The organism is Bacteroidales bacterium, from assembly GCA_012519055.1.
In the GTDB taxonomy this organism is placed as follows: domain Bacteria; phylum Bacteroidota; class Bacteroidia; order Bacteroidales; family Salinivirgaceae; genus JAAYQU01.
Genome location: JAAYQU010000031.1, coordinates 1 through 24980 on the forward strand (window position 1 = coordinate 1; position 24980 = coordinate 24980).

Consider the following 24980-nt stretch of genomic DNA (forward strand, 5'->3'; position numbering starts at 1 on the left):
AATTTCCAACTCGGCAATAATTTCAAATGCCTTTTCTATATTTCTTTTCGAGATACTTTCTAAATTTTCCATATTATCTACTTATTTCTGTCGGCTCAAACTGCACTACCTTGGCATTACCGCTAACTTGTTGTTTATTAATCTGTAGCGATAGTCTTGAATAATGGCTTTCAGTAACTGTAATTCTGTAAGTTCTCGATAGTTGTGTTGTTTAACTAAATTTTTATTCAAAAGCTTATCGTTCAATGGGTCATACACACCGATCAGCTTTTCGCCATCAAATTGAATTAGCAGTGAATCGGCAATTAATTGGTAAACATTATTGAGATAATTTATAGCCCAACCAGAATCACGATTAAATACCGAAGTACCATAACATAAAATTGTATCTTTTAGGTTAAGATAATTAATCACCGAAGGGAAAATATCGGTCTGTTGCACTACATGGTTTTTAGCACCTATCATATCCTCGTTGGAGGGGTCAAAAAACACCAACGGTATTCTGTAGTTTCCGTGCATATTGGCAAATTCGGGAGTGTAGCTTTGTGCTGTATGGTCGGCGGTTAAAACAAAAAGTGTGTTTTTGTACCAATCTGATTTGGAAATCCTGTCGAAAAATTGTTGCAATGCATAATCGGCGTAGCCAATTGATTCCAATATTGGGATATTCCCTTTTGGAAATTTTCCTGAATATTCGTTCGGTATTTTGTACGGATGATGTGACGACAACGTAAAAATACCGGCAAAAAACGGAGATTTTACAGTATCAAGATAGTTGGCAATATATTGAAGATAAGGCTCATCGTAAATACCCCAGCTACCATCAAAATCTGCTTTATTGCCAACATATTCGTTCTGCCCAATATAGTTGTCAATACCGGCAGCCTTTGAAAAATTGTCGAAACCCATTGTTCCGTTTATTCCGCCATGGAAAAAAAATGTTTCGTAGTTGTATTTTTCTAAAACAATTGGCAATGAATTAATCATGTTAGAATTGTACTGGCTTGTAATATAAGGATTTTCTAAAAGTGCTGGTATTCCACTTATTATTGCGGGCAACGCTTCCATTGACTTCTTGCAATTTGAGTATGCACGTGTAAAATAACACGACTTCAGCATTAGACTATCTAAAAACGGTGTATATCCAAAATCATTTCCCGACAAAAGAAGGCTGTATTCTGCACTGAAACTCTCTAAAATAAGTATTATTACATTTTTTTTCGTAGGCAATTTTGTCTGATGATATATTTGTTTAGGTGTGAAAATATCTGACAACTGTTTTTGCGGAAAATAGTTTACTTCTTCAATTCTGTCAGGCGAGTATGAGTTTATTAGTGTGAATGTTGAGTTAGTTACCAATGCAACTTTGTTGGGTTTTAAATATTTTACTGCCGTAAGTGTATTTATGGGCCTTAATTGCAAGCCTCCTCGAGCACCTATTATCATTAAGCCAAAAATTGCAACAGATATAGCTGTTTGATATGTAGCTGTTTTTAAGGTAAGCTTTGTTTTTCTATACTCATGTTTTTTCCCGGGGTATAGTTTAAATAATCCAAAAACAGTTAATCCCCAAAGCAATATTATGTGCCAGTAATCGATAATAAAAACAGGTATCAAGTTCCATATATCACCGCTTGTTTGTACAAAATAGAACAAGTCCCATGTTGAGCGTTTGTTAACGAAAGAATAGTATTCAATATCAATAAAGTTGAGTAGTAAAAAGGTAGAGTTAACAATAATAAATATCCAAAATGTGATCTTTTGAACCTGTTTACGATATTTCCACTCACCTGGAATAAGATGTAACAGTATGAAAATAAAGTTTGTATATAATATTGCTGATATGTCAAACCGCAACCCGGCAACAAACGCTATCAAAAGTTCGATAGCATCAACACGAAAATAGTTGGTGTTAAAAATATAGAACAAAAATCTACAAACAGAGTATGCCGCTATAATCAGCAGTAGCCTGTATAAAAGTAACTTTTGAGTTTGTATATAATTTTTCACGACGTTTAATACTATTTTTTATCGTTTATATGTTCAATTTGCATAAGTTCGGCTAGTTTCCAAGCCAAGTCGGTATTATCATGGAATCCTGCAAAAAGTTCAGAACCAGTTCCGCTTGCAAACACCATAGTTGGTTGCCATGTGTGTGCACCTGTTGCCCAAGCAATTCCAGCTTTCGAAGCTAAAATATTAATTGCTTTTGACGCGAGTTTAAACATTTCAGAGTCAGTTTTGTCGGAATTGCGTTTCACGGCGTTGTTAAAGCAGTTCTCCAAATCGGTTAACTCTTCTTTAGTTAATTCCATTTCAGAATTCCCAATTCCAACATATTTTTTCAATGTGTCGGCAATTTCGGCAAAGTTGACATTCTGTTTTTTTACCTCTCTGTAGTTTTTTAAAATCCTCGATAATGAGTCTACTGATACTTGTTGATATTTTAACAATGCGGGATTGCTTTCATATTTACCTTCACGATTGCCGAGGCTTAGCCCGCCTGTCTCGTGGTCAGAGCAGACTACAATTAACGTATTTTCGGGATGTCTTTTGTAAAACTCTAACGCAATAGCTATTGAGTTGTCAAAATCTATAATATCGCGAATACTCGTAGCAGCATCATTTGAGTGATTTGCCCAGTCGATTTTTCCGCCCTCAACCATTAAGAAAAAACCATCGGAATTGTAGAGAAGTTCTGTAGCTTTTGCAACTGTTTGTGCCAGAGTTAAATCCGTTTCGTTAAAATCTATGGCGTACTGCATAGCGTTTTCAGTATCGAGGTTCTGATTAATGAAAATAAGACTTTTATCTAATTTCTGTAAGCTCAAAAACTCGTTGTTACTGCTTAGTACGTTAAATCCTTTGTTTGACAGTATTTCAATCAGTGATTGTTTGTCTTTATCCTTGCCAGTTATTTGATCAAAACCACCTCCGCCAAAAAGGTCAAAATTTGATTCACCTATTTGTAATCCTATATCATAATATTGGCTTCTTTCGGGAACGTGAGCATAAAAAGCTGCCGGCGTAGCGTGGTTGATTGTTACTGACGATATCATTCCAACTTTATAGTTTGCTTTCCTTGCAGAGTGGGCGATTGAATATAACGGCTCTTTTTTGTCTGCCGTCATTCCAATGGTGTTAATCGTTGTTTTAGAGCCAGTTGCCAACGCAGTACCCGCTGCCGCGCTACCTGTTATAAGTCTGTTTTTTGCGTGCGTTCGGGCTAATCCGACATGCTCCATCTGGGTCATATTTAAACGTGGCGTGCTATGGTTGTTGTCTGATATTGCTGCTAAATAGCTTTCTGTTAGGATTATATGCGAAAGTCCCATTCCATCGCCAATAAAATAGAACACATATTTTGCTCTGTTTTGTTTTTGTGCTTTATTATTACTGTCGCAACTACTCCAAAGTAATGCTGATACAATGGTAATTGTAAATAAGACAAACGAGATTTTTTTAATTTGATTTAGGGTTTTAAATGGTTTCATAAGGTTTTAAATTAGAAATTTATAAATCTGTTATAGTTTACCGTACTGTTTACATTTTAATTCTTTAGGCTTTAATATAAATACAATAACGTTGTTAACTGCCGGGTCGCTGAATGTGAAATCTTTATCTGAGTACTGTTTCATAAAAATTTTCAAAGCCTCAATTTTCTGTTCCTTATCTTCAATGAATTTAATTTCTCCTTGTGCATATAAACTTCTGTAACTCAATCCGTAGGAGCAAGCTACGTTTTCGTTTTGATGAAAATACCGATGATTTGTGCTAAGTGCAATTGACACACTAGGGTTTCTTTTCAAACAATCTATTTTTTTACCTTTTGGGTCGCTGTGAAAATAGAAAACACCGTCTTTGTATCCGAAATTCATCAGTATAACGTAAGGTTTTCCGTTTTCGTCAACCATAGCAAGGCTACACGTATCGGCACTTTTTATTACCTCATTAATCTGCTCATCTTCTGTTATCCATATAGTTCTTCTCATAATGTAAACTGTTTATTTTCAACTATTTTCAGGTTTCCGTTTGCGTAAATACATTTTTTGTCCAACTTCGGGCTCTTCGTCTGCTTCCATTCTGTTGAGCTTATACAATCGGTTCAATCTAATACCGTATTTCTGTGATATTGACCACATTGTCTCTCCTTCTGTGACTGTGTGATAACGAAAATCGCGATCTGCTTTCCTTCTTTTTGGTTGTAAAAATATTACCTGTCCTTGCTTTATTTCGGCTGACATTTCGCGTGAAATATCGTTGTACTTGTACAGCTCCCAAGGCATTTTGTTATGTTTTTTTGTTAAACTTCGCCAGGTGTCATTTTTTTGTGCAATCACATAATCTATGCGATTGATTTGTCCGCCTTTTACGCCGTATAGGTCTATTTCAGTTGACTCAGGTGTTTTGACAATTGGTTTTGTGGGTTTAACATCTTTTATTATTTGTGTGGTAGTGGTTTGTTGGGCTATTCTGGGCTGAACCTTAACATCTTGGTCGAACAGATAGAGTTGATTCTCCTCGATAATTCTTATTAACATGTTGTCGTAATTTTTTTCTGTAGCGTAACCAGCAGCCTTTAAGCCTCTACACCAACCTTTGTAGTCGGATGGCGACAATTCGAATAAAAATGCGTATCTGCTACCTTGTGATAAAAAGTCACTATGATCTCGAAATGACTCTTCGGCGTTATCGTAAGCTCTGAAACATTCGCCTTTGTGGTCGTCGTCGTGAGTTATCTTTCTTCCTGTCCAGTTCTTGTGGCACTTAATTCCAAAGTGGTTGTTTGCCTCTTTTGCCAACCTGCTGTTACCCGAACCCGACTCTAAAATCCCCTGTGACAGTGTAATAGATGCAGGAACACCTGTCCTTTGCATCTCTTCAATAGCGATATCTTTATATAATAAAATATATTCTTCGCGAAGTATCTTCTGGGAGAAAAGTAGCTGTCCCAGAAAAATTAAAATAAGACTAAAATTTACTTTTGACATTTGTTGGTAGTTTTACGTAAAACACTTTATCTTGCTAATTGTGTTATTTTTGTAGAAATAAATTGATCTCAATTGCAAATATACCTATTTGTAGATATTGAAAAAACGATATTTGTGATAATTTAGCAAAACAAGACTATGAAGACAATAGAGATTAAATCAATAATAAATGAATATAGCTCATTAGAAGAGCTTAGTGAGGTATCGAAAAACTTGTGTAATTCGGCTTTAGAAGCGGCAAAAACTGCTTACGCTCCCTATAGTAAATTTCAGGTAGGGGCTGCAATAATGTTGGAAAATGGGGTGGTGGTAAAGGGTAGTAATCAGGAGAATGCGGCTTATCCAAGTGGATTGTGCGCAGAGCGTGTTGCTCTGTTTTATGCTAACTCAACTTATCCCGATCAAGCAGTTGAAGCTATTGCTATTACAGCAATTCATAATGGAAGTCAAGTTGAAAATCCAATTTCTCCGTGTGGTAGTTGCAGGCAGGTTATTGCAGAAACGAAACAAAGATTTAACAAAAAAATAAAGATACTTTTATACTCTTCTAGCAAAATTTTGGAAATAAGTGATTCTGATACACTGCTTCCTCTTTCTTTTGTAATGGATGATTCAGAGTAGTTGATTAATATCGCTTTGCGCCTTTTCGTAATCTTCAGGAATACCAATATCAATAAAATATCCATCGGAGACAGTTCCGTAAACAGTTTTATTCTTGACCTCTTTTTCTAAAACATCTTTCTCAAACGAGAATTTTTCTGCACTTACGGAGTTAACAATGTCTTTATCAACAACATATACGCCTGTATTGATAAGTCCAAATTTGCAAAACTGCTTCTCCTGAAACTGAGTTACCAATCCCGATTTATCTGTTTTAACCGAGCCGTAGCGGTCAAAGTTTTTAAGCTCTTTAAGCGACAAAGTTATTTTGGCACCATTTTGTTTATGAAAATTTGCTAACTCTCTTAAATCCGATTTGAAAAAACTGTCGCCATTCAGCAAAAAGAAGCAGTCAGATTTAATGCTGTTTGATGAGAACTTTACTGCCCCGCCAGTTCCTAAAGGCTGGTTTTCAATTGCATAGACCAACTCTAAATTTTCAAACTTTTCGCCAAAGTACTCAATAATTGTCTCGTGACGGTACCCTACACTAAGCACAACTCTATTTAATCCAAACGAGTTGATGTACTTCAAAATATAGTAAATAAATGGCTTGTTGCCAACTGGAGCCATTGGTTTAGGCACATCAGAAACAACTGATTGTAAGCGTGTTCCGAAGCCACCGGCGAGAATTATAGCCTCTTTGCAAATCATGGCTTAGGAAATAGTGTTGATTCAACAATTTCGCAAATAATGTGACCAATCATAATATGAGATTCCTGTATGCGTGGAGTATCGTTCGATGGCACATTTATCAGAATATCAGAGACTTCTTTCATTTTTCCGCCAGTTGAGCCAGTTAACGATATAGTTTTCATTCCTAGCTTCTTAGCTTGCTCCATTGCTTTTATAACATTTTTGGAATTTCCAGATGTACTTAGCCCAATAAGAATATCTCCACTGTTCCCGACTCCCGCAATGTATCTTGCATAAACTTCGTCGTAAGAGTAGTCGTTGGCGACGGCAGTCATATATGAAGTGTTTACGTGAAGTGCTTCAGCTGCAAGAGGAGGACGGTCGTAATAAAATCGCCCACTAAGCTCTGCAGCAAGGTGTTGCGCATCAGCTGCTGAACCTCCGTTACCGCAAAACAGAACCTTTTTATTGTTTTTATAGGCATCAATTATTGTTTCTGCCGCATTTTCAATCGATTTCAGTAATTTCTCAGAGTTTAAAATCTCTTTTTTTACCTCAATCGAATTGTTTATTATATTTGATATTCTTCCCATACTATTTTATTGTCCAAGTAGTTAAACCATATTTTACAAATTCGTATCTATGTAAAGATCCTCCAAACTGTTTCAGAGTGTTAATCACGTTAAATCTCACGTTTTCAGGGCAATAAAATACCATAAATCCTCCGCCACCTGCACCGCTTATTTTCCCTCCAGTAGAACCCGCCTTAATAGCAGCTTTGTATATATCTTCAATCAGCGGGGTTGTAATTCCTTGCGCCATTTTTTGTTTTTGCTGATGTCCGTAATCTAATATTTCTCCTATTTTATCTAACTCCTCTTTTAAAATAGCTTCTTTCATTATAATAGCCTGATTTTTAATCTCATGCATCGCATTAACAGACTCCTGGTTATTTTGCCTTACGTTGTTTTGTTGTCGTTCAATTATTTTGGCAGATTCACGGCTTGTGTCAGTATAGAACAGTAACATATTATGCGCGAGCTCGTTTAGTATTTTTGTTTTAATTCTCAACGGGTTTATAATCACTTTGTTATCATTGTAAAACTCCATAAAGTTGATTCCCCCAAAGGTTGCAGCATATTGGTCCTGTTTTCCGCCAGCCATTCCTAAGTCTATCCTTTCGATTTCATAGGCAAGATGAGCCAAATCGTAGTGTCCTAATGGTAAAAGTTTCCATTCGGCAAAGGCTCCAAGAATTGCCGTTACCAAAGTTGAGGATGTGCCTAATCCACTACCGGCGGGAGCGTCAACCCACGTAGTTAGTTCAAAACTCATAGGCTTTTTTATGTAGTCTTTAACAATGCGGTTATATACGCCTTTTGCCAAATCTAGCTTTCCGTCAATTGGCAGTGACATTTGCGCATCGTATTCAATTTTATCGTTCTTGTCGTAGGCATGTATAATTATTTTGCCATCGAAACGTGGTATAATTGTGGCATAAGCGTACATGCTAATAGTTCCATTCAAAATCGCACCTCCGTAAAGGTCGCTATATGGCGATACGTCACTACCTCCGCCTGCTAAACCAATTCTTAAGGGTGCTTTACTTCTAATAATCATAATGTTATCTGTTTGTAAACAGTTTGTATAGTGTTAATCATTCTTTCCCAAGAATACTTTTGTTTCTCCTCTTTTATCCCTTGAACGAATTGTTCAGTTCTATTGTTGGTGAAGAAGTCAGCTATGGCATTAGCGATTTCTGTAGTATCAATATCTACAACGTAGCCAACCTTACCATTTGGAACAATCTCGCTTAATCCTCCAACATTCGTAACAACCATAGGTTTTTCAAAATGGTATGCTATCTGCGTAACCCCACTTTGAGTAGCACTTTTGTACGGTTGAACAACTAAAGAGGCTGCACCAAAGTATAAGTTTACTTCATTATCGGGTATAAATTTCGGATAAACAATAACTCTATTGGTTAAATCAAGTTTTTCAATCATTTGATAGTATTTTTCACTATCAGAATAAAACTCACCGGCAATAATTAATTTTACAGGAAGTGTTTTAAGAATCTCATTTGCAAAGGCTTCCAAAAGTAAATCTAAACCTTTGTAATCGCGTATTAGTCCAAAGAATAGAATATATTTGTAGTTGTCATCAAGTTTCAATTGCTTGAATGACTCTTCTGTTGTTAAAGATTTGCCAAAATTATCATAAAGTGGGTGAGGGCATAGTCCTCTTGGTTTTTCTTTGTTGAAGATTTCCAAATCTGATTGAACGCTTTCCGACATTGAAACAAATCCGTCTATATGTTTAATAAACCAACGGGTAAATATTTTGTCGCCAAATCGTTTTTCATGAGGAACCACATTGTCTAAAATTGATATGACTTTTGTGTGACCGTTTTTTCTAATTTGCCTTGCTATGGTTCCAAAGCACGGACCCATAAATGGCAACCAGTATTTAATAATAACTATATCGTATTTTTCTTTTCGCAATCGTCTGCCTACATTAATCCAATTTAGTGGATTGATTGAGCTTATAGTACGTTTAATACTAATATTTCCTTCATATTCCCATTCGGCATATTGAGTTTTTCCCGGAAATAGAAATCCGGGGTATTGTAGTTTGAAAGTTTCAATTTTTACTTCGTCGCCATTGTCGGCAAATGCTTTGGCAAGTCGCTCGTTATAAACAGCCAAGCCTCCACGATAGGGATATGCAGTACCTATAATTAATACTTTTGCCATAAAGATATTGTTTCAGTTACAAAAATACCTTTTTTACTTGTGGATTTCGTATAAATTATGAAAATGAGAGAATTTTTTGTGATAATGCTCGTATTTTAGCATTATCAATGAGGTTTTGACTTACAAAAATAAGCCCGACACTGGGTGCCGGGCTTCTGTTATATAGATTTTTACTTTCTATTTAAAAGCTAATCTTGCTAAATCTACAACTCTGTTCGAATATCCCCATTCGTTATCATACCATGCTACAACTTTAATCATTTTGCCGTTAACCATGGTTAATTTAGAATCGAATATTGAGCTGTGTGGATTGTGAATAATATCGCAAGAAACAATCTCATCTTCAGTATATTCAACAATGCCCTTCATCTTACCTTCAGCGGCTTTTTTAACAGCTGCATTAATCTCTTCTTTTGTAACCTCTTTTTTCAAAGTAGCTGTGAAATCACATAGTGAGCCAGTTGGGGTTGGAACGCGAATTGAAAGACCGTCAATTTTACCGTTTAGTTCAGGGATAATTTTTCCTACTGCTTTGGCTGCACCTGTTGTGGTTGGTATTTGAGAAACAGCTGCCGAACGTGCTCTTCTTAAATCAGAGTGCGGAGCATCTAATATCATTTGATCGTTGGTGTATGCGTGAATAGTATTCATATATCCCAACTCAACGCCGAAGTTTTCATGTAATATTTTCACAATCGGAGCCAGACAGTTGGTTGTACATGACGCATTTGAGATACATTGATCTGTTGGTTTTAGATCAGAGTCGTTTACGCCTAGAACAATCATTCTGTCAATGGTGTCAGCAGCGGGTACTGTTAATATTACTTTTTTTGCACCTGCTTTAATATGGTCGCCGTAACCACCTTTTGGACTCTCTTTTGAGCGGAAAACACCTGTTGCTTCAATCACAATATCAGGAGTTTTAGCCCATTTAATTTGTGCAGGAGATCTTTCTGCCGACACGGGAATTTTTGCTCCATTTACAATTATATTGCTTTCGTCGAAATCTACCGTACCGTTAAATTTACCTTGAGTAGAGTCGTATTTAAGCAAGTGCGCTAAAATTTTAGTGCTTGTAAGGTCATTAATACCTACAATTTCAAATCCTTTTTGTTCGACCATGATTTTGAACACATTACGTCCAATTCGGCCAAATCCATTAATTCCTACTTTTATTGTTGCCATATGTGTTGTTATTTATGTTAATTAATAAACAAAATTAACGAATTATTTTTGAATTATCAAAATGTAAAGAGCTTAAAGGTATTTTTGGGGATGTATATTATATATGTGTCGACATATCAACATAAAAAAGGGCACTTTTAGGGTGCCCTTAAATTTATTTAGTGAAAAACATTATTTTACTAACAACTTTTCTGTTTTTCTTGCGTTGCCAGAAATGCATTGAACTAAATATGTTCCTTGTGTAAATTCAGAAACAGGTATGGTCAAATTATGTGTGCCAGCCTCAAGTTTTGATGTTTTGTGGCTATAAACTAATTTGCCTGTTAAATCGTAAACAACAATCTCAATAACCGATCTGTTATCAACAGAAATACTAATATTTGCAATGTCAGAAGCAGGATTTGGAAACACTTTAATATTTAGAGAATTATCCGCACTGTTATGATCACCAATTATTGGGTCTTCAATACCTACAAATATTGATGATGTGTCTGTAAATACTCCACGTCCGTATGTTGCAATAATAAATTCTCCATAAGTATATATTCCTGGTTGCTTTCTTTCATTATATCTTTGTTTGATACTAAGTACAGGATAGTGTCCCAATCCATTGTTACCCTCTTGCCATATTACGTTTGAACTTAAATAGTTGTCTGTAATGAATACGCCATGTTCTGTTCCAACAAGTAGCTGGCCGTCAGCAACTGAATATGGGTTTTTGTTTACACATGCTGAATAAACAGGCATTTTAGGAAGGTTTCCTTGAATTGAAGCGAAATTGTCATTCCATATTGTACTGCTAGTGCTTGCTGCATGCTCTGCAACATATATGTGCTCCTCGTTACCATATTGTCCCATAGTAACAATTAGAACTTCGGGATTTTTTGGGTCAGTCTCTAAGCTTGAAATATATCGTCCTTTAACTGCACCAATTTTTTGAACATGGGTTATTCTTGAGATAGCTGAGTCTAGAACCGCGTGGTAAGCAGAAAATGCTGCATGTCTAGGTCTTGTACAAGCGTGCAAGTTCGAAATTCTATAAATAATTGCCGAATCTTGATGATTTGGCTCAGTAGCTCCGTAAGCAATGTCACCGTCTGGAGAGAAAGCAACTGCCACAAAGCGAGTTGCAGGTTCTGAAGTACCGACACTGTCAAATAATGTTCTATTGTGAATATCCCACCAGTCAAAACGTTCTATAGGATTAAAGTTTAAAGCCTTTTTGGTGTACCATATTCTGTTACCCATGCCAAATAGAAATACAGCTTGATAAGGGTCTGGAAATGATATTGTGTCACCAACTTCATAGTCTCGATCGGGTGTCCACCATATCATTTGACCGCCAACATTGGCAGATTGAATTAGGTATGGTACGCCACATACGTAAGGTACTATAGCCATAACTCTTGATGTGTCAACCCTTATATGTGAAAAGTCATCACACTCCCATAATGCTACTGGAGTTTTCCATGAGGCATTTCTACCCTGCCAAATTAAATTGTCTGAACTCCAGCCATTATCAGAGGCCATTTTTGAAGACCAGAAATAGAAAAAGTCATCACCACCAGTGTTAGAACGCTGCATATTTCCTCTCTCATACGAAGAAATTATAACATTGTCGCTTAGGCTAGAGAATAAGCACTCTGTACCGTTGCCCCCTTGGATTTTTCTTCCATATTGATACTGTGAGCCTGGTAAATCATGTTTAAGAATGTAAGTGCCGTTATCTTGAGTTCCAACAATAATTTCCCCTTTGCTATTGATATCAGCACTATAACACAAGGTTGTGCGATAATAAGTATTCATAGGTTGGATACCGTTGCTGCCTATTCTATAAATTCCACCATCAGTTGCAGCAAATATGCTTGTCCCAGATGGATGTGGTGCAAAATCATGGATGCCTGAGTGAATATATGCTGTATGTTGTCCTTCTCCCACAGAGTAGTATATTTTGTTCCACTCGAATGCATGAGAACCTTCAACACCACTACCTCGCCAGACATCAACTCCAGCAATAAGAACTAGATTTTTAGATAATGCTAGTAATGAGTGTGCGAAAATTCCTGTTTTTGCAGACCATCCAAAAGGAATAAACTGGCTACTGTGTCCAAAACCAATTTTTTCCCATGTTTGTCCCTTGTTAAGAGTTCTGAATACACCTTCTAAATCACCTACAGAATCGGAGATTGAAGCAAAAATACATGAGGGGTCACTTTTTAATATTTGGTACACATATCTTCCGACTATTTGAGGAAGTTTACCTTCTTCAGTACCAGAAACAGACTCAAAAGTGCTAGAATTAGGTATACGAATATAAGTTTCATTGTATATGTTCGCTATGACCGTACCATCGGAACCCATTGCAACATCCCAAGATTGACCTTCAACATCAATTGCTTTTGCCCAAGTTTCTCCACCATTTGTAGTTTCCCATAAGCCAGTTGTTGTTGCAGCTAGTAATATATTTGGGTTTTGTGGGTGTGCTACAAGTCTTCTAGTGCCATAAAAGTTAGCTGAATTACTTGGAGAGGTTGATTCTAATCTAACAAAGGTGTCACCTTGTTGTTTAAATATTCCACCGCCTTTTATTAGAGGTACATCCTGAACTGATCCTGTGAAAAAATCATTATCTGTACCTGAGGCAATAAAATGTTTGTCAAATGGCTCGCCTGTCCCAAAATATATTGTTCCGTCGGCTGTTTGTGCAATTGATGATACAGATGTTGGGGTGTACCCTTCTGCAACTGAATAATCAACCTTGTACCAGTACTGACCACCGGTTGTTGACTTCCATATTCCACCTGATACAGATCCTGCCCACATAACATTTGGGTTGTCTTTATCAATCAAAACAGATCGTGTACGTCCACCGACATTATTTGGACCCTCTTCAATCCAATTAAATCCTTGGTGAATCCTAGATTTGGTCATGAATTGTTTCATCTCTTCATTGGCCTTAGCAATCATTTCAGGGCTTATGTTGCGTGTGTTTTGATTTGCTTTCATTTGAAACAACCATTCCTGAAACTGATCGGCTGAGTACATCTCTTTTACAGCATTTTGAGGTACGTAAGTTCTCTCGTATGTCGCTGTATTTGTATAGTTTAGGGTAATTCCCCCGGCTATTGCAGCCGCAAATAACATTAGTAAGTGTTTAGTTCTCATAAACATTTGATTTATTGTCTTGTAAATATTTTCTTAAATTGTGCGACAAGATAGAAATAATTTAACGAATAATGAATACAAAAATTTAATTTTCTTAATAAAATGTTAACTTATATCTACAACGTCAAGTTAATAAATAAATGTAATTTTTATTTATAGTTCTAATAACAAAGAAGAACAATAATATATTATTTAGCTGATGGTTGGGAAGATACGTAGTAAATATAACTATTTTAAAATACTATGTCGCCCAACTATTGCCTATGTTTGTTATTGCTCTTGGACTACCTTAATTTCATTTTGTGAATAGGCAGAACATTTTGACGACGACTGGCAAGAAATAAATATCAATGCAAATAAAAGTATTGATATTGCCACAATAAACTTTTTTTTCATAAACTTCACGGTTTTATATTTTTATAGTTATTAATTTTTTGTATCATTGAGTAGTGTGATTAAATCAAGAAATATATTAAATAGCAGTAACGACCGGTAATGCATGTATGGTTTAATACAACTACTGATGTGTTATAAACTCTTTCGGTGTACAAATATATTGCATAAATCTAAATGAACAAATAAGTATTTCAAAAATTTCCTTATTTATAATTTATTTAATTCTGATTTTGCTTTATCCTCAATATCTTTTCTGTTAGCTTTTTTAGCATATTGAATACTCTGATTGAAATAGTTACGCGCTTTTTCAATATTGTTTTTAATTACATAAATTTTACCACAATCGTATGCGGACTGAGCTTTGTAATAACTTTTTTCGGGCATGTCAGGATCTAAAGCTTTTTGAAATTTTTCTAAAGAATAGTCATAGTCTTGTAATTGGAATAAAATTCTCCCATATCTGTAGTAATATTCGAGTTTGAATTCTGGAGATAACTTTTTGACGTTTACTGAGTTTAGTTCGTTTTTAGCTTTACTATATAGCTTAGCATCAAATAATAGTCTGGCTTTCAATAGTTTTGGATGATGTTCTGTTTTTATTTCTCTTTCTGCCATTTTATCCCGAAAAAAATTGCTCTTTGGCATTAGTGACAATCTGTTCAGATACAGAGTTCGTGATGATTTTGAACCGTTAATTATTTCAATGTAATATAATCCCAAAAGTGATGCTCGCTTAAATACAACGTTTTCGGGACTTTCAATGTGTTTATTAAATTGTTTTTCTGCAAGTCGATAATTGCCTAGTGTTAAATTTGCCCAACCCTTAATGTAATTGTCCAAAGGGTTGTTAATTAACGAATTATTATTTGAGATATCTATTGCATTTTGAGAAAGTCCCGAATTAAGGTAATAGAATGCATATATTAACTTTTCAGTTTCAGTCTTAACTTTGACCTCTGTTTTATTTTCACTATTCTCGTTTAAAAGATTATTTACAATGGCATCAAAAATGGGCTTTTCTGATTCTGACCAATTGATTTTTATTAGGTTGCTATCTACTTTAAATGGTTTTGATATAAAATACTCGATAAATGAGTTTTTTTCAATAACTATCTTAACACCTAAATTGTAAACAGAGGCTAAAGCGTGTAGAGGAGGATAATCCGGATACTTATAGTAAGTTTCAGAAAACAGACTATTGGCTCGATATGCTGACCATAAAGCAGAAAAATATTCTTCGCGAAAAAAGTGTATTAAAGTTTTGTTTATCAATAAGCGGGTTTTAACATAGCCCCATTCGGCTGAGTTTTTTTCAAGTTTTTCAATTTTGTCTAGCAGATTAGTATTGATCTCGTACTCTTTGTGTAATCTTTCGGAATCCGTCGTGTAAAAGAGAGTCTTTAGAAGAACCTGATTGCATGTTGGCAATATATCTAATGGAGAAGTTGTGTTTTTTACTTTAGCAGACAGCTCGTAATTTGTTTTTGAAAAATCAAAATTCAGTACTTTCTCTAATCTAAGATCAAGTTCTTTTGGATATTTATAGGATTGGGGTATTGCAATTGCAGGTATGCAGAAAAGGAAAAAAAACGCTACGCTTACACTTGACAATTTTATCTTTTGCCTAATGAAACGAACATACCAACCTAACTTGGAACACAAGAAAATGATTATAATGCATGTGAGTTCCATACGACCTTATACTTAAAAAATTATAAACATATGAAAGTGGTTGTTTTTATATAAGTGAGAGTTTTGCGTAGGGACTCAAAAGTGGTTTAACTATTTGCTTTGTTGATATTTGCGAGATGGGTTAGCGCTTGTTCTAATGCCTCGCGCTGAGCCTTGGTAAGGGCAGAAATGCTAACTTCAGGATATTTTGCGATTTCTCCGCGCATTGATACATAAATTGTGATTTTGGGAACTAATCCAAACATCGTTTTTTTTATTTTATACCCTCTAAACAGTTCGGGTTTTATTTGGTAAGCTTTAAACTCTTTGTTCAATGGTCCTACACCATGAAATCTAAATAGAAGTGATTTTTGAGAAATTTCGCAATAAAAATAGCGGTACTGCATTATGCTTAAAGCGGCAAAAGCTACAGCCATAACTGCTGCCGATATTCCAATTATCCAGTATCCATTCTTTAATTCAAGAAACAATGCTATTATAGCTATTAATGCAAACACAACAGGAATAATTAAAAATATAGTTTTTACTCTTTGTGCTTCTTTGGTGTTTTCTACAATCATTTTTATTAACCCTCTTCGTTTCCTTTTTTGCAAAAATAGTGATAATTCTCTTTCATTCTGTTATTTAATGAAACTTTTTATCTGTCGGATTAATTCCCGTTTCCGTATATTAGGCAGTCTGTTTTATTATTTCATTAGAACATAGTTGTATAAATGTTATAATTTAGATAAAGAGACCAGTCTCACAGTTGATTGGTTCAAAGGTATATAGAAAAATAAATGAAAAACATTGAGAGTTTGTAAGTAAATAATATTATATTTGAAACACGATATTCCTTTAGAAATGTGGTTGAGCTGAAGTTAATTCATTGTAGCTTTTCGCATAGTGCAAAGGAGATTATATTAATATGGAAAATTGTATACAAATATTATAATATAAAGAGGAAATATGTCAGAATGTGAATGTTTACCAGGATGCCCATTTTTCAATGATAAGTTAAAAGATGTGCCTGCAATTGCTCAAATTTATAAAAAGAAGTATTGTTTAGGCGGCGATAAATACAGTTGTGCTAGATATATTGTTAGGAACGCCATAGGGAAAGACAAAGTGCCAATTGATTTATATCCCAATCAAATAGAAAGAGCAAATGAATTAATATCATCAAAATGATTTACTTGTTAGCTGAAAACAGTATGTGAAAAATAATTTTTAAATATATTTGTTTCGAAAAATATGTACTAGCCGGTTTTAAAAGAGATACGGTATAATTAAAGCCATTTATTATGACACAAAAAACAAAGATATTGATAGTTGAAGATAGTCTTCCAGAAGGAGCCATGCTGGTTGATATTTTAGAAGATGAAGGTTTTGAAGCTAATCATGTTATTGATGCAGAACAAGGAATACGAGCATATCGCGAAGGAGGCTATGATTTGCTTTTACTCGATATAATGCTCCCTGGGAAAGATGGTTTCCATCTTGCAAAACAAATCAAAGCCATAAATGAAGATGTTCCAATAATATTCCTAACAGCACGGACATTAAAATCGGATGAGATACAGGGGTTTACAATCGGAGCAGACGATTATCTTACTAAACCATACGACAGAGAATTGCTTATATGGCGCATTAAAGCAGTGTTAAAACGACACATATCTGCAGAATCCAGTATTCCGGATATTTTTCAAATCGGGAAATATCTATTTGATTATAAAAACCTTACTCTTACGCGAGGTTCTAATGTCCGCAGAATGACAAGGCGTGAAGCTGATATACTGCAAATGCTTTGTATAAATGAGGGTCAACTTGTTAAACGAGATGATATATTAATTTCCATATGGGGCTCAAATGATTATTTCAATGGTCGTAGTCTTGACGTTTTTATTACCAAATTACGTAAGTATCTGAAAGATGATCCAAAGGTTATTCTTGAAAATATTCATGGGGTTGGATATGAGTTAAAGTATCCAAAATAGGTCTTAAAATGATTAAACAAAATATTCAAACCATTCTCTCACAATTACCGGAGCATGTTACATTAATAGCAGTCTCAAAAACACATTCTACAGACACCATTTTAGAAGCGTATAATGCTGGATTAAGAGATTTTGCCGAAAATAAAGTACAAGAACTTACCGCAAAGCAACCGCTATTGCCAGCCGATATTAGATGGCATATGATTGGGCATTTGCAACGAAATAAAGTCAAATATTTAATACCCTTTGTACATTTAATACATTCGGTTGATAGTGAGCGACTTCTGAATCAAATTCAAAATGAAGCCACAAAAGCAAATAAAACAATATCGGTACTTTTGCAAGTACATATAGCTCAAGAAGATCATAAATTTGGATTTAACTCAGAAGAGATCAAAGAGTTTTTTGAACAATTGAAGAATAAAAACTATCCAAACGTCTCTATTAAGGGACTTATGGGTATGTCAACTTTTACCGATGACGAATCAATAGTAAAAAAAGAGTTTGATACTTTAAAGGATCTATTCGATTTGATAAAACTTAATCATGGAGACCAACTACCAGATTTTAAAGAGTTAAGCATGGGAATGTCGTCCGATTTTTTATTAGCAGTAAAACGCGGTAGTACAATGGTAAGGGTTGGTAGCTCAATATTCGGAGAAAGAGATTATAGTTAAAAAAATTAAATTTTAAACAATTAAAACTAACTACGATATGCCTAATTTAGAAACAACATTTGCAGGATTAAAACTGAAAAATCCTATTATTGTGGGCTCAAGCGGATTGACAAATAGTGTTGATAAAATCAAAGAGATATCTCAAAAAGGGGCCGGTGCCGTTGTTCTTAAAAGTTTGTTTGAAGAGCAGATAATTCACGATGTAAATAGCACCATAAAACATGGTACTTATCCGGGAGCTGATGACTATATTGCAGAATACATCAAAAGCAATAATGTCAACACATATCTAAATTTGATTAAAGAGGCTAAGGCAAAAACTGATATACCTGTTATAGCAAGCATTAATTGCCAAAACAGCACAAAATGGATAACTTTTGCAAAAGATATTGAAAGTGCCGGTGCGGATGCATTAGAGGTTAACGTTTATTTCTTGCCTATTGATAAAAACAAACCTTCGTCTGAATATGAGCAGACCTATTTTGATTTGTTAAAGTCACTCAAAGAAAACACAAAAATCCCTCTGATATTTAAGCTCGGAAACAACTTTACAAATCTCACCTATTTGACTAACCGATTAAATGCAAATGGAATATCGGCCATAACTCTTTTTAACAGGTTTTACGAGCCTGATATTGACGTAGATAATCTTAAACTTACAGCAGCAGAAATATTTAGTCATCCATCTGAGTCAAGAAAAGTTATTCGTTGGTTGGCTCTTTTGACCGATAAAGTAAAAGGGTTAGAAATATCGGCAAGCACTGGAGTTCACAGTAAAGAGACTGCAATAAAATATTTATTGGCAGGAGCAACAACTGTTCAGCTGTGTTCCGTAATTTATAAAAATAGTGTTTCTACTATTTCCGAAATAATTGATGGTATTAGCAAATGGATGGAATCTAAAAAGTTTGAGAAAATTTCAGATTTCAGAGGAATGATGAGTTATAAACAAATTTCAGATCCTACGATTTACGAACGTGCACAGTTTATCAAGCATTTCTCTAATTTTGAATAATCGTTAACTTTTATTTTAATATTTTTAAAATAGTGTGATTATTTTTGCTAAGGTCTGTGTTTCATATAATTATAAGACATTGAATTGAGTTTATATGGAAAACAGATATTTCATAATCATGTTTTTGTGTGTCAAATAGTTAGTAAAGTATTTGAATTTTGCTTTTTAATACTTACTTTTACGCCTGATACATAATAACATTTATATAAATATTTTGTATCTTTGAGAGTTAAATTTATCACTTAAATAACACCTAAACATGAGATTACTGTGTAATATATTCATAATATTATTAGCTTCAATGTTATGGATTTCTTGTGGTGCAGACCAATCAAAAAAGGTTGAAAAATCGTTAACTGAGCAGGAAGCAGATGAGCTTGATAAGATGAGTCAAGACTTTAATAAAGCAAAGCAAATTTTTTATTCGCTGCCATCACCAATTGAAACGGCAATGCTTATAAAGCGTTCGGGAGTTCAATTTAACGAAAGTTTGTTGAACAGAACCGACAATTATTCAAAATACACTACAACATTACAAAAAGCCTTAAACCTAGGTATATACAGTGCCGATTTGAGTTATGCCAGTATGTTCGACCAAACTCAAATTGCAATTCAGTATATGGGTATATCGAAGATTATGGCTCAAGATCTGGGAGTACTAAATGCAATTGACGAAGAAATTATACACAGGCTTGAAACAAATATTAACAGTCGTGATTCGATTATGGAAATTATCACAGAGTCGTTTATGAACAGTGATATTTATTTAAAAGAGAACGGACGACCTGAAACAGCCGCTATTATTCTTGCAGGTGGTTGGATTGAAGGGCTTTACTTGGCTGTAAAATCAGTTGATAGCAAACGAAGCGGTAACGATGATTTAGTTGATAGAATTATTGATCAAAAAATAAGTCTAAGCTCACTAATTCAACTTCTCGAAAGTTATCATAATATTGAAATGGTAAACAGGTTGTTGATAGATATTCGTAAGGTTTCGAATGTTTACGAAAATTTCGATGTTGTATATTCTCACATTGAAACACTTACTGATCCTGATGATCGTACAACAGTTTTAAAAGCTCGTACCGATGTTTTTAAATCAGCTAATGCATTAAAGTCGTTGGGTTACGTTGTAGATAGCTTGCGTACACAGTACGTTAAAGGGATGTAAGATTCACTCAATAAGTAGCGTAACTTGTTAGAAGTTAACATGGCAGATTAATACGGCATACTGATATGTGTTCGTAGTAGTCTGGATATCATATTTTTATAATATTTTACAATTTAAGGTCATATGAAACGAACCCTATTAATTTTCATTTCTCTATTTTGTTTAACATTTAGTTCTACCCCTTGTACGAGTTATTTGGTTTCAAAGGGAGCTTCAGTTGATGGCTCGACAATGATTACCTATATTGGCGATTCGCATATAAGATATGGTAATTTATATTTCAAACCGCGCGGTGTGTGGTCCGATGGAACAATGATAACCATATACGACCGCAGTTCAAACAAACCTTTAGGTCAGATAGCGCAAGCAAAAGAGACTTATCAGGTTATTGGCTTTATGAACGAGTATCAAGTGTCAATCGGCGAGACTACGTTTGGCGGACGTTCAGAGTTGAAAGACTCAACTGGAATTATTGACTGGGGTAGCATTATGTTTCTTGCTTTGCAACGTTCCAAAACAGCACGCGAAGCTATTAAGGTAATTGCCGAATTAACAGCTGAATATGGATATCACAGTAGCGGAGAGTCCTACTCAATTGCTGACCCAAATGAAGTTTGGATAATGGAGATTGTTGGCAAAGGCACAGATTTAAAAACCGATAAAAAGACAAAAGCAAAATATAATGCTAACAGAGGAACTGTGTGGGTTGCAATGCGAGTTCCGGACGGTTATGTGTGCGCACATGCCAATCAGGCGCGAATAACTACTTTTCCTCTTGAGGATGGAGTTAAGTCAATCAGTTCCAAAAGTTTAGATAAAATTAATAATCCTTCGATTGAGGTAGTTTATGCGTACGATGTTATAGATTTTGCCCGCAGTAAGGGATACTTTTCCGGTAACGATGCCGATTTCAGTTTTTGCGAAGCTTATGCTCCATTGGATTTTGGTGCTGCACGTTTTTGCGAACTGCGTGTTTGGGCGTTTTACAATCGTGTTTGTGGCGATATGCAACAATATTGGGATTACGCCACAGGCAAAACAAAATCAGGCGCCATGCCACTATTTGTAAAACCAAATCGCAAATTGAGCTATCAGGATTTAACGGCAGCAATGGGCGATTACCTACAAGGCACCGAGTTGGATATGTCAAAAGATGTCGGAGCGGGTCCACACGGACTTCCATATCGTTGGAGACCAATGACCTGGAAATATAACGACAAGGAGTATTTTCACGAACGTGTTACAGCAACTCAACAAACTGCTTTTTCGTGGGTTGCCCAGATGCGAAACTGGTTGCCAAATCATATCGGAGGTCTGTTTTGGTACGGTTTAGATGATGCAAATCACACTGTTCACACACCTTTCTATTGTGGAATGTCAAGTGTGCCACACTCTTACGCTGAAGGGAACGGCGATATTCTGACATACTCCGATAATGCAGCATTTTGGGTGTTTAACCGAGTTTCACACTTTTCGTATCTGTTTTACGATAGGGTAATTGTCGATATTCGTAAGAAACAAAACGAGTATGCCGAAAAGTATAAAGCGTACATTCCGGTAATAGATGCTGGAGCAGTGAGCCTACATAAAGAGAATCCCGAAAGGGCGGTTGAGTTTATTACCGATTTTTCGCACAACATGGCAAATGCATTGGTTAACGATTGGAAAAACTTCAGTAACTTTTTGTTGGTCAAATACTTAGACGGAAATATAAAACAGGAAATAGATGGCGAGTTTATACGCACGCCTTACGGATTTCCAAAAGGATTAAAGCAATTTGATTACCCCGATGAGTGGAAAAAAACAATTATCGACCAAACAGGCGATAAGTTTTTAGTTCCAAAAGAAAAATCTGAGTAGCTACGATGTACGTAAAAATCAAAGATTTACGTTATGAGGTCAATGGACAGGTTATAATTAATAATCTGTCTGTTGATATTTCCGAGGGGTGTAAATATCTGTTAGACTGGCCCTCGGGCACAGGAAAAACATCGCTATTGCGGATTTTATTTGGGTTTGCTGTGCCAACATCTGGAGAGATTTTTTTCGATGGAAAGATTGCTCAAAGAAATGATTTCAGAAATATCAGAAAATCAATAAGTTATATAAATCAGCATGCCGATTTACATTCGGGAGTTGTGAAAGAGGCTTTAGATGAGATTTTTTCGTATCCTGCCAATGCTACGATAGAAAATCCTGTGCAGAAATTAACAGAACTGTTGCCACAACTGAATTTACAACCCGAAATATTTACAAAACAGAGTGCAGACCTCTCTGGTGGCGAACGCCAAAGATTGTTGTTCCTGATTTGTAAGGTGTTAGACAAGCCGTTGTGGTTATTCGACGAAATTACATCAGGTCTCGACATAGATAACAAACGAACGGTAGTTGAAATGGTTGCAAAATCGAAACAGACAGCAATAATAAGCTCGCACGATACTGTTTGGCGCGAGAATCCTAACTTTATCTCAATTAAACTCAAATAAAACATGGGAGCATCAGACATCACGTATATAGGAATGATTTGGGCAATACTGTTGCTGATACCTGTTTTTTTAATAAACTATTTATTTGATTTAAAGCAGTTTAAGCCTTATGTCGTAGCCGCTATACGAATGATTGCGCAACTTGCTTTCGTAGGAGTTTACTTGCACTATATTTTTGAATGGAACAAGCCTTGGGTCAATTTTTTGTATTTAGTTGTGATGATTTTTATTGCTGTTTATCAGTCAATTAAACAAACAAAAATACCATTTCGAAGGTTTATATTTCCTGTAATTTTGGCAACATTTATCCCAACGGTTACTATTGTTCTATACTTCAATTATTTAATTGTTGGAATAAGTGATCTGTTCGATGCCAAATACTTGATTCCTATTGGAGGAATGATTTTAGGAAACTCAATGAAATCAAATATTATTGCGCTTGAGCGTTTTTATGGGGAGTTATCGACCAATACGCGAGATTATTTGGTTCCAATATCGTTTGGAGCGGACAGAAACAGGGCAGTAAAACCTTTTGTGCGAAAAAGCATTTTAGCCGCCATGAGTCCTATTGTTGCTACAATGTTAACAATCGGATTGGTTTCACTTCCGGGCATGATGACCGGACAGATTTTAGGCGGAAGTATGCCCGTAACTGCCATAAAGTACCAAATAGCTATAATGTTGGCAATATTTTGCTCAAACATTGTTGGCGTAGCGATGACGTTAAAGTTGGTTATTCCCCGTTCGTTCGACTGTTACGATATGCCTATTAAGTTGAAAGTTAAAAGTTGAAAGACGACATGCCTCTTCTCTAAAATAGCTACAATTGTTGATTGTTCACTTCGGCTACGCTTGCTTCGACATGTACGCCATCACTTTAAAACTTTGTTTCGTGTTTTTATGTTTGATTTACAGTTAAGATATTTTAATATGATGGTTTTTGAATATTTGTAGCTTGTTGTGTGGTGTTTTTATTAATACTCTCTTTTTACATTTCTTTCCATATTTCCTAATCCAATAGTTATATAGTGCATGTTCCCAGACATTCCATGATATTTTTTCTCAAACCTTGGAATAGTGTAGCCATATCTAATTCTCATAAACCAGTAACTTGTTTTAGGACTATATTTAGGCGTATGTTTTGGTCCAAATTTTATATCGAAGTTTATTCCAGCAATATATGTTGTTGTAAAATTTAATGATACTTCTTTTAGTTCAGGTGTTTTTTCTATATCTTTAGTCGTAGGACTAATATTCATTGTTCCAATACCTGCAAACGGTGATAGTTTAAACCTATTGCTATTATATGTCGCATAACCTAACGAAGCCTCGAGTAGATAACCCGTAGTTTTAGAACCTTTTTCCCAAGTACCCAAAGAGTAACTAAAATCCTTTTTTGTTTTATTGTATCTTGTATTGGCTCTGAGATACAATTCAAATTTTTTATAGCAAATATCAAGTGAAACTCCTAATGGGACATTGTTTGTATAGTTGTCGCTCAAATTTCCAGTGTATATGCCATAACCACTAAAAAGTTCATAAGCTATTCCCCAATTTTCTGGGATTAGTTTATACCTAATGTGCTTTTTTGTAAAGTCTTCAAATTTACTTTGTGGATATGTTTTAAGAAAATTGTCTGCTTGTTCGTTTAAAGAGTCTTGAGCATAAATATTTTTTAAATCCAATAAAATACATTCAAGGTTTAGATCTAATATCTGTTTTGTTTCGGAATCTAAATCGGAATCTTGTATTTGCCCTTTTATCAGTGTTTTATTCTTAAGAGTCATTTCTTTTAACCTGTCAAAAAGCTTATTGTATGGTTGACGAATACGTATGCAATAATTGTCAACTTTTGCTGGGGCGTAGTTCAGAAGATTTTCTGCTAACTCTGAATAATCCTTAGTCCAGTATAAAACAAACCAATATTCTCTTGGATAAAAGGCTATAAAATAATCATCTTCAATTTTTATTAAGTAATCTTTAATTTCCTTAACTTTCGCCAAATCTCCCTCAATAAACTTATCCAATAATAATCCCCGACCTTTAGAAATTATTATTGATTTTGAATCTTCATAATTAAGAATCTGTGATCTAATACTATCATCTTGACTATAGAGACAATTTGAGAATATTATTAAAATAAATGTGAGTTTAAATACCCTTATCATGATAAA

Annotated in this window: 22 protein-coding genes; 9 read left to right on the top strand and 13 right to left on the bottom strand. The window is 35.1% G+C overall.

Translation table 11 applies throughout. The features are described from left to right. Positions 1-105: 105 nt before the first annotated feature. From GX311_05455 to GX311_05470, 4 genes are read right to left on the bottom strand one after another with little or no spacing between them, the layout of a single operon-like run. Positions 106-2010 (bottom strand): sulfatase-like hydrolase/transferase, encoded by a 1905-nt coding sequence (locus tag GX311_05455; GenBank protein ID NLK15826.1) that lies wholly within the window; start codon positions 2008-2010, stop codon positions 106-108. 11 nt (positions 2011-2021) lie between these two features. After that, positions 2022-3494 carry an alkaline phosphatase gene (locus GX311_05460; GenBank protein NLK15827.1) on the bottom strand — a complete coding sequence of 491 codons (1473 nt, stop codon included), beginning with the start codon at positions 3492-3494 and terminating at the stop codon, positions 2022-2024. Between the two features lie 30 nt (positions 3495-3524). After that, positions 3525-3992 (bottom strand): pyridoxamine 5'-phosphate oxidase family protein, encoded by a 468-nt coding sequence (locus GX311_05465; GenBank protein ID NLK15828.1) that lies wholly within the window; start codon positions 3990-3992, stop codon positions 3525-3527. Positions 3993-4010: 18 nt separating this feature from the next. Beyond that, positions 4011-4991: a LysM peptidoglycan-binding domain-containing protein gene (locus GX311_05470; protein NLK15829.1), complete on the bottom strand. Its 981-nt coding sequence runs from the start codon at positions 4989-4991 to the stop codon at positions 4011-4013. Between the two features lie 138 nt (positions 4992-5129). Here GX311_05470 and cdd point away from each other — a divergent pair, with 138 nt between their 5' ends. Continuing rightward, positions 5130-5612 carry a cytidine deaminase gene (cdd, locus tag GX311_05475; protein NLK15830.1) on the top strand — a complete coding sequence of 161 codons (483 nt, stop codon included), beginning with the start codon at positions 5130-5132 and terminating at the stop codon, positions 5610-5612. Here the strand turns inward: cdd and GX311_05480 are convergent. The 8 genes from GX311_05480 to GX311_05515 form a co-directional block, all read right to left on the bottom strand. Then, positions 5604-6305, bottom strand: coding sequence for an NTP transferase domain-containing protein (locus GX311_05480; GenBank protein NLK15831.1), 702 nt, complete (start codon positions 6303-6305; stop codon positions 5604-5606). The two genes, cdd and GX311_05480, sit on opposite strands and share 9 nt — an antisense overlap. Then, positions 6302-6880, bottom strand: coding sequence for a D-sedoheptulose 7-phosphate isomerase (gene gmhA / locus GX311_05485; protein ID NLK15832.1), 579 nt, complete (start codon positions 6878-6880; stop codon positions 6302-6304). Before gmhA ends, GX311_05480 begins: the two co-directional genes overlap by 4 nt. Position 6881: 1 nt before the next feature. Then, positions 6882-7907, bottom strand: a complete 1026-nt coding sequence (locus tag GX311_05490; protein NLK15833.1) for a dehydrogenase — start codon at positions 7905-7907, stop codon at positions 6882-6884. Then, on the bottom strand, positions 7904-9043 hold the full coding sequence (locus GX311_05495; GenBank protein NLK15834.1) for a glycosyltransferase: 1140 nt from the start codon (positions 9041-9043) through the stop codon (positions 7904-7906). The genes GX311_05490 and GX311_05495 overlap by 4 nt, the downstream gene beginning before the upstream one ends. A 177-nt stretch (positions 9044-9220) precedes the next feature. Further along, entirely contained in the window at positions 9221-10228 is a 1008-nt protein-coding gene (gene gap / locus GX311_05500; protein NLK15835.1) for a type I glyceraldehyde-3-phosphate dehydrogenase, read from the bottom strand. 171 nt (positions 10229-10399) lie between these two features. Then, complete coding sequence (locus GX311_05505; protein NLK15836.1) at positions 10400-13393, bottom strand: T9SS type A sorting domain-containing protein; 2994 nt, start codon at positions 13391-13393, stop codon at positions 10400-10402. A 603-nt stretch (positions 13394-13996) separates the two neighbouring features. Continuing rightward, on the bottom strand, positions 13997-15481 hold the full coding sequence (locus GX311_05510; GenBank protein NLK15837.1) for a tetratricopeptide repeat protein: 1485 nt from the start codon (positions 15479-15481) through the stop codon (positions 13997-13999). A gap of 86 nt (positions 15482-15567) precedes the next feature. Beyond that, positions 15568-16041 (bottom strand): hypothetical protein, encoded by a 474-nt coding sequence (locus tag GX311_05515; protein ID NLK15838.1) that lies wholly within the window; start codon positions 16039-16041, stop codon positions 15568-15570. Positions 16042-16429: 388 nt separating this feature from the next. Here GX311_05515 and GX311_05520 point away from each other — a divergent pair, with 388 nt between their 5' ends. The 8 genes from GX311_05520 to GX311_05555 all read left to right on the top strand — a co-directional run bounded on the left by GX311_05520 (position 16430) and on the right by GX311_05555 (position 23598). Further along, entirely contained in the window at positions 16430-16651 is a 222-nt protein-coding gene (locus GX311_05520) for a hypothetical protein (GenBank protein NLK15839.1), read from the top strand. Positions 16652-16761: 110 nt separating this feature from the next. Further along, on the top strand, positions 16762-17457 hold the full coding sequence (locus GX311_05525) for a response regulator transcription factor (GenBank protein ID NLK15840.1): 696 nt from the start codon (positions 16762-16764) through the stop codon (positions 17455-17457). Positions 17458-17465: 8 nt separating this feature from the next. After that, the gene (locus tag GX311_05530; GenBank protein NLK15841.1) at positions 17466-18134 is read left to right on the top strand and encodes a YggS family pyridoxal phosphate-dependent enzyme; all 669 of its coding nucleotides are present in this window, start codon (positions 17466-17468) and stop codon (positions 18132-18134) included. A gap of 37 nt (positions 18135-18171) precedes the next feature. Further along, complete coding sequence (locus tag GX311_05535) at positions 18172-19149, top strand: dihydroorotate dehydrogenase-like protein (protein ID NLK15842.1); 978 nt, start codon at positions 18172-18174, stop codon at positions 19147-19149. A gap of 259 nt (positions 19150-19408) precedes the next feature. After that, positions 19409-20320, top strand: a complete 912-nt coding sequence (locus tag GX311_05540; protein NLK15843.1) for a hypothetical protein — start codon at positions 19409-19411, stop codon at positions 20318-20320. 123 nt (positions 20321-20443) lie between these two features. Further along, positions 20444-22180, top strand: a complete 1737-nt coding sequence (locus GX311_05545) for a dipeptidase (GenBank protein ID NLK15844.1) — start codon at positions 20444-20446, stop codon at positions 22178-22180. Positions 22181-22185: 5 nt separating this feature from the next. Beyond that, positions 22186-22806 carry an ATP-binding cassette domain-containing protein gene (locus tag GX311_05550; protein NLK15845.1) on the top strand — a complete coding sequence of 207 codons (621 nt, stop codon included), beginning with the start codon at positions 22186-22188 and terminating at the stop codon, positions 22804-22806. A 3-nt stretch (positions 22807-22809) separates the two neighbouring features. Then, positions 22810-23598 carry an ABC transporter permease gene (locus tag GX311_05555; protein ID NLK15846.1) on the top strand — a complete coding sequence of 263 codons (789 nt, stop codon included), beginning with the start codon at positions 22810-22812 and terminating at the stop codon, positions 23596-23598. 182 nt (positions 23599-23780) lie between these two features. On the opposite strand, the gene GX311_05560 is transcribed toward GX311_05555, so the two are convergent. Continuing rightward, entirely contained in the window at positions 23781-24974 is a 1194-nt protein-coding gene (locus tag GX311_05560; GenBank protein NLK15847.1) for a hypothetical protein, read from the bottom strand. Positions 24975-24980: the final 6 nt, after the last annotated feature.

Excerpts from the sequence above, each read along its gene's own strand:
- GX311_05545 (NLK15844.1), top strand. The coding sequence starts at position 20,444 with ATGAAACGAACCCTATTAATTTTCATTTCTCTATTTTGTTTAACATTT.
- GX311_05540 (NLK15843.1), top strand. The coding sequence starts at position 19,409 with ATGAGATTACTGTGTAATATATTCATAATATTATTAGCTTCAATGTTA.
- GX311_05495 (NLK15834.1), bottom strand. The coding sequence starts at position 9,043 with ATGGCAAAAGTATTAATTATAGGTACTGCATATCCCTATCGTGGAGGC.
- gap (NLK15835.1), bottom strand. The coding sequence starts at position 10,228 with ATGGCAACAATAAAAGTAGGAATTAATGGATTTGGCCGAATTGGACGT.
- GX311_05515 (NLK15838.1), bottom strand. The coding sequence starts at position 16,041 with ATGATTGTAGAAAACACCAAAGAAGCACAAAGAGTAAAAACTATATTT.
- GX311_05480 (NLK15831.1), bottom strand. The coding sequence starts at position 6,305 with ATGATTTGCAAAGAGGCTATAATTCTCGCCGGTGGCTTCGGAACACGC.
- GX311_05530 (NLK15841.1), top strand. The coding sequence starts at position 17,466 with ATGATTAAACAAAATATTCAAACCATTCTCTCACAATTACCGGAGCAT.
- GX311_05505 (NLK15836.1), bottom strand. The coding sequence starts at position 13,393 with ATGAGAACTAAACACTTACTAATGTTATTTGCGGCTGCAATAGCCGGG.
- gmhA (NLK15832.1), bottom strand. The coding sequence starts at position 6,880 with ATGGGAAGAATATCAAATATAATAAACAATTCGATTGAGGTAAAAAAA.
- cdd (NLK15830.1), top strand. The coding sequence starts at position 5,130 with ATGAAGACAATAGAGATTAAATCAATAATAAATGAATATAGCTCATTA.
- GX311_05465 (NLK15828.1), bottom strand. The coding sequence starts at position 3,992 with ATGAGAAGAACTATATGGATAACAGAAGATGAGCAGATTAATGAGGTA.
- GX311_05470 (NLK15829.1), bottom strand. The coding sequence starts at position 4,991 with ATGTCAAAAGTAAATTTTAGTCTTATTTTAATTTTTCTGGGACAGCTA.
- GX311_05550 (NLK15845.1), top strand. The coding sequence starts at position 22,186 with ATGTACGTAAAAATCAAAGATTTACGTTATGAGGTCAATGGACAGGTT.
- GX311_05535 (NLK15842.1), top strand. The coding sequence starts at position 18,172 with ATGCCTAATTTAGAAACAACATTTGCAGGATTAAAACTGAAAAATCCT.
- GX311_05460 (NLK15827.1), bottom strand. The coding sequence starts at position 3,494 with ATGAAACCATTTAAAACCCTAAATCAAATTAAAAAAATCTCGTTTGTC.
- GX311_05490 (NLK15833.1), bottom strand. The coding sequence starts at position 7,907 with ATGATTATTAGAAGTAAAGCACCCTTAAGAATTGGTTTAGCAGGCGGA.
- GX311_05555 (NLK15846.1), top strand. The coding sequence starts at position 22,810 with ATGGGAGCATCAGACATCACGTATATAGGAATGATTTGGGCAATACTG.
- GX311_05560 (NLK15847.1), bottom strand. The coding sequence starts at position 24,974 with ATGATAAGGGTATTTAAACTCACATTTATTTTAATAATATTCTCAAAT.
- GX311_05510 (NLK15837.1), bottom strand. The coding sequence starts at position 15,481 with ATGGAACTCACATGCATTATAATCATTTTCTTGTGTTCCAAGTTAGGT.
- GX311_05520 (NLK15839.1), top strand. The coding sequence starts at position 16,430 with ATGTCAGAATGTGAATGTTTACCAGGATGCCCATTTTTCAATGATAAG.